This is a genomic window from Paraburkholderia rhynchosiae, from assembly GCF_002879865.1.
GTDB lineage: Bacteria > Pseudomonadota > Gammaproteobacteria > Burkholderiales > Burkholderiaceae > Paraburkholderia > Paraburkholderia rhynchosiae.
Genome location: NZ_PNXY01000007.1, coordinates 161,648 through 178,494, shown reverse-complemented (window position 1 = coordinate 178,494; position 16,847 = coordinate 161,648). Strand labels below are relative to the sequence as shown.

17 protein-coding genes are annotated in these 16,847 nt (G+C 62.3%); 5 read left to right on the top strand and 12 right to left on the bottom strand.

Going from position 1 to position 16,847, the window contains the following annotated elements:
* Nucleotides 1–101: 101 nt before the first annotated feature.
* Together C0Z16_RS12525 and hpnN are read right to left on the bottom strand one after the other, a co-directional pair.
* Nucleotides 102–1,148 carry an MlaA family lipoprotein gene (locus tag C0Z16_RS12525; protein WP_102632464.1) on the bottom strand — a complete coding sequence of 349 codons (1,047 nt, stop codon included), beginning with the start codon at nucleotides 1,146–1,148 and terminating at the stop codon, nucleotides 102–104.
* 2 nt (nucleotides 1,149–1,150) lie between these two features.
* On the bottom strand, nucleotides 1,151–3,766 hold the full coding sequence (gene hpnN / locus C0Z16_RS12520) for a hopanoid transporter HpnN (RefSeq protein ID WP_102632463.1): 2,616 nt from the start codon (nucleotides 3,764–3,766) through the stop codon (nucleotides 1,151–1,153).
* 246 nt (nucleotides 3,767–4,012) lie between these two features.
* Here hpnN and C0Z16_RS12515 point away from each other — a divergent pair, with 246 nt between their 5' ends.
* Nucleotides 4,013–4,618 (top strand): MlaC/ttg2D family ABC transporter substrate-binding protein, encoded by a 606-nt coding sequence (locus C0Z16_RS12515; protein WP_102632462.1) that lies wholly within the window; start codon nucleotides 4,013–4,015, stop codon nucleotides 4,616–4,618.
* A gap of 151 nt (nucleotides 4,619–4,769) precedes the next feature.
* Here the strand turns inward: C0Z16_RS12515 and hpnH are convergent, their stop codons facing one another.
* Together hpnH and ispH are read right to left on the bottom strand one after the other, a co-directional pair.
* On the bottom strand, nucleotides 4,770–5,924 hold the full coding sequence (hpnH, locus tag C0Z16_RS12510) for an adenosyl-hopene transferase HpnH (RefSeq protein ID WP_102632461.1): 1,155 nt from the start codon (nucleotides 5,922–5,924) through the stop codon (nucleotides 4,770–4,772).
* A 10-nt stretch (nucleotides 5,925–5,934) separates the two neighbouring features.
* A complete protein-coding gene (gene ispH / locus C0Z16_RS12505; RefSeq protein WP_102632460.1) occupies nucleotides 5,935–6,879 on the bottom strand; it encodes a 4-hydroxy-3-methylbut-2-enyl diphosphate reductase in 945 nt (314 codons plus the stop codon).
* A 338-nt stretch (nucleotides 6,880–7,217) separates the two neighbouring features.
* Between ispH and C0Z16_RS12500 the strand changes: the two genes are divergently transcribed.
* Nucleotides 7,218–8,399, top strand: coding sequence for a glycosyltransferase (locus C0Z16_RS12500; RefSeq protein WP_102632459.1), 1,182 nt, complete (start codon nucleotides 7,218–7,220; stop codon nucleotides 8,397–8,399).
* Nucleotides 8,400–8,487: 88 nt separating this feature from the next.
* On the opposite strand, the gene C0Z16_RS12495 is transcribed toward C0Z16_RS12500, so the two are convergent.
* Together C0Z16_RS12495 and hpnA are read right to left on the bottom strand one after the other, a co-directional pair.
* Nucleotides 8,488–9,042 carry a hypothetical protein gene (locus C0Z16_RS12495; RefSeq protein WP_102632458.1) on the bottom strand — a complete coding sequence of 185 codons (555 nt, stop codon included), beginning with the start codon at nucleotides 9,040–9,042 and terminating at the stop codon, nucleotides 8,488–8,490.
* 93 nt (nucleotides 9,043–9,135) lie between these two features.
* Nucleotides 9,136–10,146 (bottom strand): hopanoid-associated sugar epimerase, encoded by a 1,011-nt coding sequence (gene hpnA / locus C0Z16_RS12490; protein WP_102632457.1) that lies wholly within the window; start codon nucleotides 10,144–10,146, stop codon nucleotides 9,136–9,138.
* Nucleotides 10,147–10,326: 180 nt separating this feature from the next.
* Between hpnA and C0Z16_RS12485 the strand changes: the two genes are divergently transcribed.
* Nucleotides 10,327–10,620: an acylphosphatase gene (locus C0Z16_RS12485; RefSeq protein WP_102632456.1), complete on the top strand. Its 294-nt coding sequence runs from the start codon at nucleotides 10,327–10,329 to the stop codon at nucleotides 10,618–10,620.
* A 156-nt stretch (nucleotides 10,621–10,776) separates the two neighbouring features.
* Here C0Z16_RS12485 and egtD read toward each other — a convergent pair whose 3' ends face one another.
* Together egtD and C0Z16_RS12475 are read right to left on the bottom strand one after the other, a co-directional pair.
* Entirely contained in the window at nucleotides 10,777–11,757 is a 981-nt protein-coding gene (egtD, locus tag C0Z16_RS12480) for an L-histidine N(alpha)-methyltransferase (protein WP_102632455.1), read from the bottom strand.
* 389 nt (nucleotides 11,758–12,146) lie between these two features.
* The gene (locus C0Z16_RS12475; RefSeq protein ID WP_102632578.1) at nucleotides 12,147–12,686 is read right to left on the bottom strand and encodes an Mpo1 family 2-hydroxy fatty acid dioxygenase; all 540 of its coding nucleotides are present in this window, start codon (nucleotides 12,684–12,686) and stop codon (nucleotides 12,147–12,149) included.
* 90 nt (nucleotides 12,687–12,776) lie between these two features.
* On the opposite strand from C0Z16_RS12475, the gene C0Z16_RS12470 reads away from it, so the two are divergent.
* The gene (locus C0Z16_RS12470; RefSeq protein WP_102632454.1) at nucleotides 12,777–13,490 is read left to right on the top strand and encodes a Crp/Fnr family transcriptional regulator; all 714 of its coding nucleotides are present in this window, start codon (nucleotides 12,777–12,779) and stop codon (nucleotides 13,488–13,490) included.
* Between the two features lie 173 nt (nucleotides 13,491–13,663).
* Here the strand turns inward: C0Z16_RS12470 and C0Z16_RS12465 are convergent, their stop codons facing one another.
* From C0Z16_RS12465 to C0Z16_RS12450, 4 genes are all read right to left on the bottom strand, one after another.
* Nucleotides 13,664–14,041, bottom strand: a complete 378-nt coding sequence (locus C0Z16_RS12465; protein WP_102632453.1) for a hypothetical protein — start codon at nucleotides 14,039–14,041, stop codon at nucleotides 13,664–13,666.
* Between the two features lie 192 nt (nucleotides 14,042–14,233).
* Nucleotides 14,234–14,494, bottom strand: a complete 261-nt coding sequence (locus tag C0Z16_RS12460) for a hypothetical protein (protein WP_102632452.1) — start codon at nucleotides 14,492–14,494, stop codon at nucleotides 14,234–14,236.
* Nucleotides 14,487–15,236, bottom strand: a complete 750-nt coding sequence (locus tag C0Z16_RS12455; protein ID WP_102632451.1) for a DNA/RNA non-specific endonuclease — start codon at nucleotides 15,234–15,236, stop codon at nucleotides 14,487–14,489. The genes C0Z16_RS12460 and C0Z16_RS12455 overlap by 8 nt, the downstream gene beginning before the upstream one ends.
* Nucleotides 15,237–15,591: 355 nt before the next feature.
* On the bottom strand, nucleotides 15,592–15,951 hold the full coding sequence (locus C0Z16_RS12450; protein ID WP_102632450.1) for a DUF3564 domain-containing protein: 360 nt from the start codon (nucleotides 15,949–15,951) through the stop codon (nucleotides 15,592–15,594).
* Nucleotides 15,952–16,158: 207 nt separating this feature from the next.
* Here C0Z16_RS12450 and C0Z16_RS12445 point away from each other — a divergent pair, with 207 nt between their 5' ends.
* Nucleotides 16,159–16,833: a DUF4410 domain-containing protein gene (locus C0Z16_RS12445; RefSeq protein WP_102632449.1), complete on the top strand. Its 675-nt coding sequence runs from the start codon at nucleotides 16,159–16,161 to the stop codon at nucleotides 16,831–16,833.
* The last annotated feature ends 14 nt before the right edge of the window (nucleotides 16,834–16,847 follow it).

Genomic DNA, 16,847 nt, shown 5'->3' with positions numbered 1-16,847 from the left:
ACCGAATCCACCGGGCAGCGTCCATTCGGCATGTTGCGCGCCGCAGTTCGTTTAGTCTTTCGGCGCCATCGGAGCACGTCCCGAGCGGGCATTTGCCGATGTTATTGTGCAGCCGGCGCTGAAGCCGGTTGTTGCTGACCGGCAGGCGCAGTCGTCGTGGGCGTGGCTGTGCCGGGCGCTGAGGCCGCAGTTGGCGCGGTTGCTGGGGCCGCAGTCGACACATTCGGCACAGAGCCAGCCGTGCCACTGGCCGGAGCCTCGCCCGGATCGCTGTAGTCCGGCACCCCCGCAGGGACACCCGCCGGCGCACCCTTAGCCGCTCCAGACGCCGCATCCGGCGCTTCCGCCGTATCGCCTGGGTCCGCGTAGTTCGGAAGCGCCGCTGGTGCGCCCGCCGCCGCGCCCTTCGCCGGGATGGTGGCGGCGCCGGATTCGCCCTCATCCTCGTATTCCGGCAGCGGGGCGGCATTGTCGTTCGGGCCGCGCAGACGCGCCCGCCGTTGCTGCGTATAGGCGTCACGCACGAACGAGTACTTGTCCAATGCCGCCTGTTGGAGCAGGTCCGTCGCGCCCAGCAGATCCGAGCGCACGCTCACGAACTGCAGCACGTACAGCGGATTACGCAGCGCCGGCTCCATGTAGTTCAGCGGATTGAACTTCACATCCACCACCAGGCCCATGCTGTCTCGCACGGTGCTCGGACCGAATAGCGGCAAGACCAGATACGGTCCGGACGGAATGCCCCAGTGTCCGAGCGTCAGGCCAAAGTCCTGATGATGTTTCGGCAGGCCGGCCGGTGTCGCCCAGTCGAGCAGACCGCCCAGTCCGAACGTGGAGTTGAACGCGAAGCGGACGAAGTCCTCCGTTGCGTCGGTGAACTTCAATTGCAGCAGCGCGTTGGCGGCGTTGGTGAGGTCGCCCAGGTTCGAGAAGAAGTTGCTGACGGCCGTGCGCAACGGCTGCGGCGTCACCTTCTGATAGCCCTTGGCGACCGGCACCGCGACGTAGCGGTCCAGGCCGTCGTTGAAATTGAACACTGCCCTGTTCATCGGCTCGAACGGGTCGCCCGGTTTGCGGTCAGGACCGGTTGCGCAGCCGGAAATCAGGCCGGTAGCGGCGAGCGCCAGCACGGTGGTACGCAGTTTCATGCTCATATTCCTTTGTGCTTCCCGCGACGTGGGCGCGGCTTGCCCATCAGCACGGGTTGGAAAACCACTGCACCGATCAGCGTGCAAAACAGTGAAAGCGCCAGCAGGCGGCCCATGCTGGACGTCCCCGGATGATGCGATAGCCAGAGGCTGCCGAACGCCGTCGCCGTGGTCGCTGCGCTGAACAGCACGGCGTGCGTCAGGCTCGACTGCAACAGACCGGTCTGGCCGTTACGCCACGCCATCACGAAGTAAATCTTGAAGGCCACGCCGACGCCGAGCATCAGTGGCAACGCGATGATATTCGCGAAGTTCAGCGGCATGCCGAACACCACGCACAATTCCAGCGTGACGAGGGCCGACACCAGCAGCGGCACCAGCGTGCGCAGCATGTCGCCAAGGCGCCGCAGCGCAATCCACAACAGGATCGCGATCGACAGCAGCGCCCAGCCCGCGGCCTGCAGAAACGCCTTGATGATCGTGTCCGCTGAATGCAGGATCGAAATCGGTCCGCCTATCGCGCCCGGCTCGGCTTTCTTCACCGCGTGCGCGAAGCCCGCAAGCGCCGCGTCGTCGTTTGGATCGGCGCCGGGCTTTACCTTCGGCGCGATGTCGATGAGCGCGCGGCCGTCCTTCGACACCCAGCCCTTCGAGATTTCCTTCGGCAGATTGTCCCGCGTGATCTCGGTCGGCTGCAGCAGGTTCTCCAATTGCTTGAGCGCAATGCGCAGCGGCTCGGACATCGCGGTTTCGGCGCGGTCACGCGTCGCGGCGTCGGCGGCGGCGAGCTTTTGCAGTGTGTCCGACAGATGTTTGGCTTCGGCGGCGCCGGGGCCCGGGTGATCCTCGGCGGCGAGCGAGAGCTGGTTCGACGCGCGCTTGAGCGCGGCCACGCGTACCGCGTCCGTCGCCTGCTGCGCGGGTTGTTGTTGCAGCGCGGGCAGAAGTTGCTGCGCGGCGCTCGCGATCAGCATCATCTTCTGTTGCTGCTGAGCCGGAACGAAGGTGTCGAGCGTCGTGACGCGGCCCACTTGCGGCAACGCTCGCAAGCGCTCGGCCATGCGATCCGCGTCGGCAAGCGACGGCGCGAGCGCATGCACGTTGTTCACCGCAGCCTCGGGCGAATCCTTCAACGACAGCAGCGTGGCCATCGACTCCGTATGCGGATCTTTCAGATGCAGCGGATTGAAATCGAAATGCAGATGCGTGAGCAACGGCGTGGCGCCGATCACGACGATCAACGTGCCGATCAGCACGGGCTTGCGGTGGCGGGCGAGGAAATCGTCGACGGGGGCGAGTTGCCTGAAGCCTGGTGACGCGGGCTCGCCCGGCGGGTTGAAGACTTTCAGCAACGCGGGCAACAGCGTCATGTTGGTCAGATACGCGACGAACATGCCGACGCCGGCGATCTCGCCCAACTCCGACACGCCACGGTAGGCCGTCGGCAAAAACGAGAAGAAGCTCAACGCGACCGCGACCGCGGCGAGCGTCAACGGCACGCCGATGCTGTGCGCGGTATGGGCGAGGGCGGCGGAAAGCCGGTCGTCGCGATTGCGCTCCTCGCGATACTTGACGCCGAACTGCACGCCGAAATCGACGCCGAGCCCGACGAACAGCACCATGAACGCAACCGAGATCATGTTCAGCGCGCCAACCATCATCAGGCCGAGCGCAGCCGTAATCGCGAGCCCGACGAACAGCGTGATGAACACCGCGGCGATCATGCGGCCCGAGCGCAACGCGAGCCATAGGATCACCAGCACGACCACGAACGTGCCAATGCCGTTGAGCACGGCGCCGTCTTTGACCGACGCGAACTCTTCGTCCGCGAGCGGCTGTGCGCCGGTCAGACGGACCGTCGCGCCATAGCGCGACTCGAGATGCAGCGCGGCGGCCGTGTCGCGAATCGCCTTCGATGCGGTAGCGCCCGGCTCGAGTGCGTCGTAGTTCACGACCGGCTGCACGACGACGAACGCGCGCGCCGGATTGGTTGCCGCGCTCCTGTCGACGAACGCGCGCCACGAGAAAGCGGCAGGCTTGCCCGCCAGCACGAGATCGAGCGTGCTCGCGCTTTGCGACAACAGGCGGCTCATGTCGGACAGTTTCACCTGGCCGATCTGCAGCGGCAGCAACAGGCTCGTGGTGAGCGTGCCGGCAAGTCCGGTGAGGCTCGGATCGTGCGCGAGGGTGTTGACGAGCGGCCGCGACTGTACGAGTTGCGAAGTGGTCGACATGACTTCTTCTGTCGACGGGAACAGCAGGCCGTTGTGTTCGAAGAACGGGCCGCCGGCGGGCTGCGAGACCGCGACGAATTCCTTGGGCGCCGCCTTGAGCGCCGCGGTCAGTGAGTTCGCGGCGGCGTCGGCGAACTCGGGCGCGCGCGCTTCGACGACAATCAGCACGGTTTCACCGCGGTCCGGGAAGGCCTGGTCCATCGCGTGCTGGAGCGTCGACCATTCCTTGTCGGTTTCGATAAGACGGCTGATGTCCGTGTTGATCTTGAAGTGGTGCGCGACATAGATGCCGCTCAAAACGGCGAGCACGACCGACAGTGCGATGATCCGCAACGGATACCGCACCGAATAAGCGACGAGGCGAACAATAGATGACTTCAGCATGTAGGCGAACTTGGCCTTATCACGGGTGGCATTTTGACGAAAGTGCACAAGTATACAGAGCCGGAGCAATCCGGACCGTATTGGTAGCAATGCGCGGTAGCAAAGCGGGGCCGCAATGCGGGTAGCAAGTGCGGCTCCCGGAGCGGTTCGCCGGGGCGGGAACGCAATCTCGGTATACTGGTCTACCAACTTTCGCCGCGAGCTTATCGTTGTCGGCGCACACTCTTTTCGGGTCTTGTCGAGCGTATGAAACGTTATCTGTCTGCTTTTCTGGCTGCGGCCGTGGTGTCAACGGCGGCGTATGCGCAAAGCGCGCCGGACGCCGTGGTAAAAAGTGCCGTCGAAGGCACAGTTTCGGCAATGAAGGCTGACCCGCAGGCGCGCGGCGGCGATATGTCCAAGATCACGCAACTGGTCGAAACGCGCTTTGTGCCGGCAACGGACTTTCAGCGCACCACGCGCATCGCGGTCGGCAAGGCGTGGAGCACCGCGACGCCCGAGCAGCAAAAGCAACTCTACGACCAGTTCACACTGTTGCTCGTGCGCACTTATGCTTCGTCGCTTTCGCAGTTGCGCGACCAGGATGTGAAGTTCAAGTTTGTGCCGGCCAATGTGCCCGGCGGCGCGAAAGACGTCGTCGTGCAGTCGCACGTCATCAGCAATGGCGGCGACGATGCAATCGACTACCGGCTCACCAGGGGTCCGTCCGGCTGGAAGATCTACGACATCAACATGATGGGCGCGTGGCTGATCCAGGTCTATCAGACGCAGTTCGCCGATCAGCTTTCGAAGGGCGGAGTCGACGGCTTGATCAAGTTCCTGACCGCGCATAATGCGCGCAGCGCGGGATAGGGCGAATCGCAGAGGCTGATCGCGCCGAAAGCGACGATCAAGGCGAGGCAGCAAAAGAAAAAAGCGCGGTGGCCTTCAAAGCCACCGCGCTTTTTCATGCATCATGCGGCGCGCAATTCATGAGCGGCGCGAAGCCGCTCCGATTCAACGCTCAGTGTGCAGCCGTAGCCGTCTGCACCTTGCTGCCCTTGCCGGTCACCTTGATCTCTTCCAGCTTGATCTCGACGTGCCGCGAGAACACATACTCGGCCGGGCGCTGCTTGTCCAACGGAATATCTTTGGTGAAAGCACCGGACGTCTTCGGGCCACGCATGCTGACTTTCAATGCCTTCAGCGGATGCGCAACCGTATCCATCACGGCCGTGGCTTCGAAGCCGCAGTGGACCATGCAGTCGGCGCACTTTTCATAGTTGCCCGTGCCGTATTTGTCCCAGTCCGTGGTGTCCATCAATTCCTTGAAGGTCTTCACGTAGCCTTCGCCGACCAGATAGCACGGCTTCTGCCAGCCGAACACCGTGCGCGCCGGATTGCCCCACGGCGTGCATTCGTACGTCTGATTGCCGGCGAGGAAGTCGAGGAACATGGCCGACTGGCTGAACGACCAGTTCTTGCCATTGTTGCCACGCTTGAAGATTTCGCGGAACAGATGCTTGGTCTTGTCGCGGTTCAGGAAGTGCTGCTGATCTGGCGCGCGCTCATACGCGTAGCCCGGCGAGACGGTGATACCGTCCACGCCCATCGGCCCCACGGTGTCGAAGAACGCGGCCACGCGCTCCGGCACCGCGTCGTTGAACAGCGTGCAGTTGATGTTCACGCGGAAACCGCGGCGCTTCGCTTCCTTGATGGCAGCGACCGCCTTGTCGTACACGCCGTCTTGCGACACCGAATGGTCGTGCATCTGCTGATCGCCATCCAGATGGACCGACCAGACGAAGTACGGATTCGGCTCGTAGTCGTCCATCTTCTTTTCCATCAGCAGCGCGTTCGTGCACAGGTACACAAACTTCTTGCGCGCGATGATGCCCTTCACGATCTGCGGCATTTCCTTGTGCAGCAGCGGCTCGCCGCCTGCAATCGACACCACCGGCGCGCCGCATTCGTCGACTGCGCCCAGGCATTCTTCCAGCGACAGACGCTGATTCAGGATGGGATCCGGATAGTCGATCTTGCCGCAGCCATTGCAGGCAAGGTTGCAGCGGAACAGCGGCTCCAGCATCAGGGCGAGCGGATAGCGTTTGTTGCCGGACAGGTGCTGACGCATGATGTATGCGCCGACTCGGACTTTCTGTAGCAGCGGAATAGACAAGACGTCCTCCTTAAACTTCGCGTGCAGCGAGTGGTTGCATCAGCTTCGATGGCAACTTGAATTCGACTTTCTCTTCACGGCCCGCCATCGTCGTGACATCGACAGGCCCCAATGCGCTCAGCGCATCGATTACGTTCCTGACCATTTCTTCCGGCGCCGAAGCCCCGGCCGTGATGCCGATGGTCTGCGCATTCGCGAACCACTCCGGCCTCACTTCCGAACCGTCGGCGACGAGATAACTCGCCACGCCGCTTTCGCTGCCGATTTCGCGCAGTCGGTTCGAGTTCGAACTGTTGGTTGCGCCGACTACCAGCAGTACGTCGACCTGCTTGCTCAACTCGCGCACTGCCGCCTGGCGATTTTGCGTCGCATAGCAGATGTCGCGCGTGTCCGGACCGACGATGTTCGTGAAGCGGCGCAGCAACGCGTCGATAATGCCACGTGTGTCATCCACCGACAGCGTGGTCTGCGTGACATAGGCGAGCGGCGCGTCGGCCGGCAGGTTCAGATGCTCGACCTCGGCCTCGCTCTGCACCAGCAGCACCTTGCCCGGAATCTGGCCGATCGTGCCTTCCACCTCCGGGTGCCCGGCATGACCGATCAGGATCAGCGTGCGCCCGGCGCCCACATATTGACGCCCTTGCACGTGCACTTTGGTGACGAGCGGGCAGGTCGCGTCCAGCACGTCGAGCCCGCGTGCTTCGGCATCGCGCTCAACCGTTTGAGCAACGCCATGCGCGCTGAAAATCGCCACGGCGCCTTGCGGCACTTCATCGAGTTCTTCGACGAAGCGCGCGCCTTTCTGGCGCAGATTGTCGACCACATGTCGATTGTGGACAATTTCGTGGCGTACATACACCGGCGCGCCGTGCTGCTGCAACGCGCGATCGACGATCTCGATTGCGCGAACAACGCCCGCACAAAAGCCGCGGGGTTGGGCAAGGATGACTCGCATAAATTGGCGGACTCCGACTGACGCGGGTTTCGAGGAAGCCGGAAATTCTGACTTTATCGCCGCGACCATCTAATTAGTTGACGTCTTGAGCCCCGGCGACGTGCCGGTACAGCAAAACCAAACGCGCATTCTAACGCTATCAGGCCACCTTTGCTCTGGCGGGGCCGCCATAGTGTCGGGCGGGCGCGGCATACGCCGGAGTCGCACATGACGTAGACGGCAATCATTGCGCGCTGCACCGCTTCGAGGGAACCCTTAAACTACGGCGTCGCGGGAGCGCTTCGCGCCCCGCATTAAAAAACGATTCCGGGCTTCCTGAAAATCGAGGGTAACGCTTAATGGGCTTGGCGGCGGTGATTCTGTTTTTTCTTTCCTGTTTGTCCCTGCTGATCTGGGCCGTGCTGCTATTCGCGCGCGGCGGCTTCTGGCGTGCGCGTCCGGCCGCGCCGCTCACGCTCGCGCCGCGCGACGCATGGCCCGCAGTTGCCGCCGTGGTGCCCGCCCGAAATGAAGTCGACGTCATTGCGCAAGCCGTCACGACGCTGCTTCAGCAGGACTATGGCGGCGAGTTTCACGTGATTGTCGTCGATGACCACAGCACCGACGGCACCGCCGCCGCCGCCCGCGCGGCCGCGTTGCAGCTGCAATGTCCGGACCGTTTGACCGTGTTGAGCGCGAAGCCGCTGCCGCCGGGATGGTCCGGCAAGGTGTGGGCGCAGTCGCAAGGCATAGACGCGGTGCGCACGCTTGGCCTGCCGGCTGAGTTTCTGTTGTTGACCGACGCCGACATCGGCCATCCCGCCGACGCCGTCACGCAACTCGTGGCCCGCGCCGATGCCGAAAAGCGCGATCTCGTCTCGCTGATGGTGCGGCTGCGCTGCGATTCGTTCTGGGAAAAGGCGCTGATTCCGGCCTTCGTGTTCTTCTTTGCGAAGCTGTACCCGTTTGCGTGGGTCAACAATCCGCGCAATCGCACGGCCGCCGCGGCGGGCGGCTGCATGCTGGTACGACGCAGTGCGCTAGAGGAAGCGGGCGGCATCGAATCGATCCGCGCGGAATTGATCGACGATTGCAGCCTGGCCGCGCGCATCAAGCATCGCGGCACGGGGCGTCATCCGATCCGGCTCGACGTGGCGGCGCGCAGCGTCTCGCTGCGTCCCTACGATAGCTGGCGCGAGATCTGGAACATGATTGCGCGCACCGCGTTCACGCAATTACATTATTCGCCGTTGCTGCTCGCGGGTACGCTCGCCGGCATGACGATCATCTATCTGATGCCGCCGGTGGCCGCGCTCGTGCTCGGCCCGACGGGCTGGCCCGCGTGGCTAGCATGGGCGGCCATGTGCTGCGCGTATGCGCCTATGCTCAGCTACTACCGCCGCTCGCCGTTGTGGGCGCCGTTTCTGCCGCTGATCGCGCTGTTTTACGTCGGCGCGACGTTCGCGTCGGCGCTGCGCTACTGGCGCGGCAAGGGCGGTCAGTGGAAAGCGCGCGTTCAGGCGCCCGTGCAGGAGCGTTGAGGCGCCGGGGCTGCGATGAGGCCGCCCTGACGGCCGCTCGATAACGAAAAAGCGGCGCATGGCGCCGCTTTTTTCTCGCCGCTCCGTTTCAACCCTTGGTGAGTAGCATATAAAGCTGAATCACCATGTCGGGCGAAAACGTGAACGGCACCCAGCCGTGACCGGTATGGCGCATGACCAGCAAACGGTCGCCGTTCGATTGTTTCTGCACGGCCATGACCGGATTCTTGGTCGACACGAAACGCCAACCCGGCGGAATGCCCGGCGGCGGTTCCGGCGTCATCGAGGCGCGCGCGTTCGACAGTTCTTCAATCAGTTGACCGATCTGCTCCGGACGCAGCGCGACGGTCTGACCGCCGATCGTCATCGTGATTTCGTTCTGCGCCGGACGGTTGATTTCGAGCGTGGGAGGAACCGGCGTTGCCGCGGGTTCCTCCGCGGTTTCGCTCACCGCCGCTTCGGCTTCAGCCGCTTGCGCTTCGACTGCCGTTTCGACTTCCGACACGGCATGCTCCGCTGACGCCTGCGGTGCGTCAGTTTCGTTGTGTGTCTCGGGGATGTTTTGGGCCTGCGGGGCCACGACAGCCTGAATGAGCTGATCGACGCCCACTTCCAGCGCGCCGAGCTGTTCGTGAAGATTCATGCGAGGTTTCTCTGGTAAGACCCACGATTTTAACTGCTGCGCGTAGGCTTTTACCTTTCGCAAAGACAGCGACGTTGTAACAAAATGCTTGTGCTACGGCTTCAGATAGCCGGCATGCCGGAACCATTCGAGCGCATCGCTCAGGCCCTCGCGATACGGGCGCGCGCGATAGCCGAGTTCGCGTTCCGCCTTCGCCGAACTGAAGTACATCTTGTTCTTGGACATCTTCAGACCGTCGACGGTCACGAACGGTTCGCGCTTCGTGAACTTGGCGACCGCTTCGGCGCCCATCGCGAGCGGGTAAAGCGGCCAGCGCGGCAAGCTGATGGTGGGCGCCTTGCGGCCTGTCAGCGCCGCGATATCGGCGAGCATCTGCTGAAGCGGCAGATTTTCGCCGCCGAGAATATAACGTTCGCCGACCTTGCCGCGTTCGAGCGCGAGAAAGTGCCCGGCCGCGACGTCGTCCACATGCACGAGGTTCAGACCCGTATCGACGAACGCGGGAATCTTGCCGAGCGCTGCTTCAACGATGATACGCCCGGTCGGCGTCGGCTTGACGTCGCGCGGACCGATCGGCGTGGACGGATTGACGATCACCGCCGGAAGGCCGTCTTCGGCGATCATGCGCTCCACCGCGCGCTCCGCGAGCACTTTGCTGCGCTTATAGACGCCGATGGCCTGATCGGCTTTCAGCGGCGAGGTTTCATCCGCGGAGTTGCCGGAGCTTGTCACCTTGAGCGTGGCCACGCTGCTCGTGTACACAATGCGCTCGACGCCTTCCTTCAACGCCGCGCGCATGGTCGCCTCGGTGCCCTCCAGGTTGGAGCGCTCGATTTCGCTCGGGTCCGGCGCCCACAGCCGGTAATCGGCGGCGACGTGCAGCAGATAGCGCACGCCGCGCAGTGCGTGGCGCATCGATGCTTCGTCGCGCATATCGCCGACGACGATCTCCGCGTCGAGCGCCTCGACGTTTTGACGCGGACTCGTTGCACGCACCAGCACGCGTACGTTGAAGCCCTTCTGTTGCGCGATGCGCGCCACCGACGAGCCGACGAAGCCGGATGCGCCGGTCACGAGCACGAGATCGCGATTCTGTTCGGTCATTCTGTTTCCGTTTCCTGCGTGACAGTCGACGGATTGTACGTGCCGCGTGGGGCTGCTGTCGCTGTCGCCTGTGTCGCGCGCGGTCGCCATAGAGCGAACGACTACGCTCCACGTCGCCCAAGCAAGCTAGCCGCGACGCGACTAGAATGCCGGCTTGAAAGATTGTGAGGAGAATGCGGCATGGCCCCGGATCTCGATGAACGGATCGAAACGTATTACGTGCGAGTGCGCGGCACCGTGCAGGGCGTCGGCTTTCGTCACGCGACCGTGCGTCAGGCGCACGCGCTCGGCATCAAGGGATGGGTGGCGAATGTCGACGACGGCTCCGTCGAAGCCCTGTTGCAGGGCGCTGCCAACCAGGTCGATAGGATGCTGTCGTGGCTGCGGCATGGGCCGCCGGCGGCGCGCGTGACCGAGGTCACCGGCGAAGAGCGCGCGACCGAAAAGCGCTATGAGCGTTTCGAGCAGCATTGAGCTGCGCTGAGCCTCACTGAGCCGCACGCAATCGCGTTGAGCTTTCATGCGCGGCGCGTCTCACGTGAAAAGAGGTGGCGCGCAATCGCTCTGAGCGCGCGCCGCCTTTCTGGCTGGCTGACAGTTTGCGAACCCCCAACCGTGAGCCGTTACCGCTTATCGCGCCACAAGCAGGCTCTCGGCAAATCCCCACTCGTTTTCTATCCACTGATGGCTGCACGCGAAACCGGCATCATCGGCGATCGCGGGCATTTCTTCGGCGCGATACTTGTGGCTGCTCTCGGTCCAGATCGTCTCGCCGGCTGTGAGCGACACCGTCAACTGCGCGGCGCCAATGCGCGCTGTGACGTCGCGCGTCGCGCGCAAATGCATTTCAATGCTGCGCGCGTCCGGGTTGAAGCGCGCGACGTGCTCGAACGCGTCGAGTGGAAAATCGCCGTCGAGCTCGCGATTGACGCGCGCAAGCAGATTCAGATTGAACGACGCGGTGACGCCGATCGCGTCGTCGTAAGCGGCAATCAGAACCGGCGTCGGCTTGATGAGATCGGTGCCGAGCAGCAACGCATCGCCGGGTGCGAGCATGTTGCGGATGTCGCGCAGAAAACGTGTCGCCGCAAGTCTGCCGAAATTACCGATCGTACTGCCAAGAAACAGTACGAGTAACCGCTCGCCGGCCGCGCGCTTCTTGCTGACTTCCGCGAGACCGGCCAGATAATCGCGCTCATAACCGACAATCGAAATGCGTTCGATGTCGCCCAGTTCGCGCCGGCACAACTGCAACGCGGTGCGCGAAATTTCAATCGGGCAGTAAGAAGTGGGGCGCTTTTTACACAGCGCTTCAAGAATGCGGCGCGTTTTGCGGCCGCTGCCGCTGCCGAGTTCGGCGACGGTCACATCGTGCGGAAGGTGCTCCACGATGTCCACTGCGTGCTTCGCGAGCAGCCGCTCCTCGGCGCGCGTGACGCCATATTCCGGCAACACGGTGATCACCTCGAACAACGCGGAACCCACTTCGTCGTACAGATACTTCGAGGGCAACTCTTTTTGCGGCGTGTGCATGAGGCCGGCGCGAACGTCGGCGGCGAAGGCTGAGCGTAGGTCGGGAGATGCGTCGTGCGAGAGGGCTGGCTGGGTCATGCTGGCTCCAGTAGTCACATTCGATGAGCAGGATTGCTGGGGGACGCCGGCACGCGGATCGAAGCAGATCGGTGCGTGCCGCGAAAGAAGGCGGGCCCGGCGATGCCGGCCCGGCTTGTTGATGTTGCAAATGATGCAGAAAGACTGGGTAGCAAGATTCGCGCTTGAGCGACGGTGCGCTGCGTTCGCAACGGATACGCACGGGCTTGCCTCGCGCGCGTGTTCTATGTTCTAGTCCATCGATGCGCGATGCGCACGGATAAATTGTTGCGGTGTCAGTGAAGACTCGATGTTGCAGCGCACACGCAGGCCTTCTTTATTCAACGTTGGACGACGAATATATCGTGCAACCAGACGCATTCCGGCCGGTGAATCCAACCGCGCGTTCTTTACCTGTGTGCCGCCGCGCGCTCCGCATTGATGCGCGTCGCTCCGACCTCGCGCTCGATCGCTTCGCGCAGCGCTGGCCGCCAGCCAATGCCGAACAACGCTTCGGCCAACACGAACAGCGGCCCAATCAGAAGGCCGATCACGTCGTCGACAAAAGCGGGTTTGCGATGCTCGTACGCGACGTGGCCCACGAACTGAAACGCCCAGCCGATCACGAAGAGTCCGACGCCCATTCCAAGCCAGACAAACGTGGATTGCGCGGCCGTCCACTGGCCGAACGCAATGCACAACGCGGACACCGCGGCCATCATCAAACCGAGCGGCACGTCGAGCACGAGGTAGTAGACGGTGGCGGCAACAAAGAGCAGCCACGCCGGCGATAGCACCAACGGCGGCGCACTCAGCGCAAGAGCCGGACGGCTCAACAACACCGCCAACGCGACCACGATCATCGGAATGCCGATGAAATGCGTGGCGATATTGCGCCGGTCGCGATGATAAGCCGCATATTGCGTAAGCTGCTGTGTCAGCGTTCTCATGGATGCCGCTCCTCGGTCAAAGCCAGCATAATCGCGGCGATCGAAATTTAAAACCATCGGGTAGCCGACAATCGGCACAGGCGCGATTCAATGACCGCAAGAATTCCATCGACTCAGCTTGCCACGCTGCTCGCAGGCAGCGCATGGTTTCGCTCGGCCCCGGCCGCTTTGCAGACGCAATTGATGGAAGCGGGGCGAGTCGAGCGCCTCATGGCGGGCGATCGTCTTTTCACACGCGGCGATTGCGACGACGGCATCTATTGCATGCTTGGCGGTCTCGTGCGGATCGGCGCGGCGAGTTCGAGCGGCAAGGAGGCGTTGCTGGCTGTCATCGAGCCAGTGAACTGGTTTGGCGAGATCGCGCTGTTCGACAATCGTCCGCGAACGCATGACGCGTATGCCGAGCGCGACGCCGAACTGTTTCATGTGCCGCGTGCCGCACTCGCCGCGCTGCTTGAAAGCACGCCTGCGTATCGGCACACATTCGGTTTGCTGCTGACGCAAAAGCTGCGTCTCGCCTTCGATGCCATAGAAGAGGCCGCATTGCTGCCGGCCGCGCAACGCGTCGCACGTCGGCTGTTGTTGATGGCCGGTGGATATGGCGAGCCCGGCGCCTTGCGGCGCGTGCTCAACCTGCCGCAGGAAGATCTCGCGATGATGCTGGCGTTATCGCGGCAGACGATCAACCAGGTGCTGAAGCAGTTTGAAACGCAGGGCGCGTTGAAGCTCGGCTATGCGGAAATCGAAATTGTCGACGAGAGACAACTCAGCGAGTTCGCGCAGCTAAACTCCGCTTCGGATTGATGGCTTCTTTGCGCTTTACATGCGCTTCATGCGCCATGCTGCTGCCGCGCTAAAACCGCATGAAAAAAGGCGAGTCATACGACTCGCCCTCCCTGAACGGCATATCCCAGCTTCGATTATTTTCTTCTATACCGCTAGATGCGTGGCCGGTGCATGCCGAAACCGTACACGTGTTATTGCGTTTTGGTCGTGTCGGTCTTTGCGCCGTCGGCATTCACCGGCGCATTGCTGGTCTGTTGCGCGCCGTCCGTTTTCGTTGCCGCCGCGCTTGAATCGGCGGGCGTCTTCTTCACGGCTTTGTGCGTCTTCGCCGTGTGCTTCGAGGATGTCTTCACGTGCGCCTTCGTGGTTGCCTTGGCAGGCGCTTTGGTCGTGGCGGCGCTTTCGTCCGTCGTACCGGTTTGCACGGCGGTGCTTGCTTTCAGATTGGCCTGGCCGGCGGGCTGGGTTTGTGCGGGCTGTGCAGGTCCGGACGGTGCGGGTGCAGCCGTTTGAGCAAAGGCGGTCGATACGAGCAGAGCAGAAGCGAGAGCGGCGAAAAGCGTCTTCATGGTTTAACTCCTGGTTGAACCGGTGGATTTCTGTTTCGCGGCTGAAATGATTCAGCGCTGCCGGTTTAACGCAGCCATGAAGACAGCAGTTGACGCCGCCGTGGTGACAAAACGTAACGGCCGAAACATATCGGCGTGCTGAACACGCTGCTCGCCTTCTCGCATTAACGGCGCTCTGACAATCCTCAAAAATTATTGAAACGGATTCTGCACGACGCCGGGTTTCGCATCCGGCTCCTCCTTCACTTTCGCGGGCAAACCGGGATGCGCCTGCAAAGCCGCTACGATTGCATCCACTGCGTCCTTCAGTGCGAGTGCCGCTTTAAGTCCGCGCTGGTCTTGCGTCAGTTCGAGCGTACCGTTCAACACGACGCGCGTTGTTCCGTTACTCACGGTCATTGCGTCGCCTTGAATGTTGAGCACGTCGTCATCGTTCGCATAGGGCTTAAACACCTTTGAGTCCTCCCGGTCGCTGATCTTTGAGGTCTTCCGGAATGCCCGGAAAGCGGATGCCTGATGTTGCTTCGAGTTCGTGAATCGTCCTGATGTCGTAACGATTCGTGGACACATTGTCGACTACCACTGCGAACGCCACTTTCCGCGAAGGTACGTAGACGGCCTTGAATAGTTGCGTCGGTACGAACACGCGCGTTGGTCCGATGGTTTGCAATTGCTGGCCGTTGAATATCGGACCCGTCACGATGTAGGTGTCGTCATATGACATTGAAATTTTGCGCACCGACGTTTCAATGCGCGCCCACAACCGCTGATTGTTCTCGCGATTTTGCGGCACGACATTGGCAAGTGAAAACGATTGTGCCATCCCTTCGGGATTCCAGCGATTGCCCGCCGGACTCATATGGCCGCGATCGAAGCCGCTGCGTTTATAGTCGGCGAGCGTCGCCCCTTCGCCCTCGGGCAGACGCGCGTCCTCGAAAAATTTGTTGGTGCGCAACATGTCCTTGGCGGCTTCAATATGGTCGCGCGTCAGATGCTCGGCGGACCACAACGGACCGTGTGTGATGCCCGAATGCAGGACCGCGAAATCGCTATAGCAAAGCATGCGCGTTTTCGGCGCCATCTTCTGATTGCTCAGAACCGGCCATTGCGCATTCGGTGTGAATTGGGTGCAGGAAGATGCCGCGCTCGCGTGAGCGGCAACTGCAAGGAGCAGACAGGCGAACCACTTCTTCATGGGTTGATCGGTGCAGAGAGAGGGGCGCAGAGTATAGCGTTGAGCGCGTGCATCGAGCGAGAGAAATGCGCGCGGATGCAGTGTTGGGTGACAGCAGGAATTGGACGTTCGTGCGGGAAGGCCGACATGACGCTTCGCCGCGCGAGCAAAAAAATGGGCCGCCTTGCAGCGACCCGAATGCGTGGATTTCCAACTCTACGCACGCAAACTTAAGAAGAGCTTAAGTGCGTGCGTTGCTCAAGCGAACCGAAGCGCGGCCTCGCACACCGCCCGGATGCGCAAACAAAATGATTCCCGCGCGTGCGTCGATTAACGCGCCCGTGGGAATTTCGACCGAGCAGAAAAGACGCTGGAATTAATTGCCGAACACGCTGTTTTCCGCTTGCACGGTTTGACGATCCACCGCTTGCAAACGCCAGAAACCGCTTGTTGGCGCGCGATTGCGCAGCGCGGTCCAGGCTGCGTCGCCTTGCGCGGCGCTGACGCGCTGCTTGCGGTCGACGTGCAGTCCACGCAGCGTGCATAACGGCGCGTCGGTGCTTGGCGCACACAGGGTGGTCACGCCATCTTCGTCATGCAGTTCGCCCCACGGGGGCAGATCGATCCCTTGATGCGCTTCCCTCGACCACCGGCGTTGGTCGGTGTCGAGCCATAAGACGGCGTAGTCGTGACTCACGGTGGGATCGGAACCGTTAATGAGAATGGTCAGGCGCATATCAGTTCCGTATGAATTGCGCAGAATTGCCTTAACAGTCTATGTCGCAACGCGTGTTATGCAAAGGCCAAAGACGTGACTTTCTCGCATGAAAAAAAGGACGCGCGAAACGCGTGGCAGTACCATGGCCACGTCGCTGGTCGGCCCCGCGATCACGTGCCCGATGTTGCCCTTTCGTTGTCTTCGTAGCATTCATGGAGGCGTGCCATGCAGCATCGATTTCTGCGTTTTGGGGCGCTGGCGGCGTGCATAAGCGCGGCTCCCACATTGAGCGTCGCGGCGGACGACGCGCCGTTCGCCGCGCCAGCGCCGGTCGTCTATGTATCGGACTTCGAACTGGATGCGGCGGACGTCACGCCGGACAGTGGCCCCGGTCAGCGCGTGCGCCGTCTGCGCGGTTTGTTGCCGAGCGGTCCGGGACCGTTGGGGCACGACGCGAATCCGCAAGACCACGCAACGAAAATCGTCAACGAAATGGCGGATGCGCTCACTGCCGATCTGAAAAAAGGCGGCGTGGATGCGCGCCGTACTGCGCCAGGCCAGCCGTTGCCCGCTTCGGGCTGGCAAGTGCGCGGTGTGTTCCTGAATGTCGACGACGGCAACCGTCTACGGCGTGCGATGGTCGGTTTCGGCGCCGGTCAGAACAACATTCAGGTCGCGGTATCGTGCGACAGCCTGGCGTCGGCGAATTTGCCGCCGCTCTACGATGCGGTCGAAGAGGCCGACAGCAAGCGCATGCACGGCGCAGCCATCAAGCTGAACCCGTACGTGATCGCCGCTGAGTTTGTGATGGCGAGCGGCGACGAGAAAAAGACGATCCAGAAAACGGCTCAGCAAATTGCCGATGCGGTGATCGCCACGCTCCACGCCGCCGTGCAGTGATCGGGTAATCACCG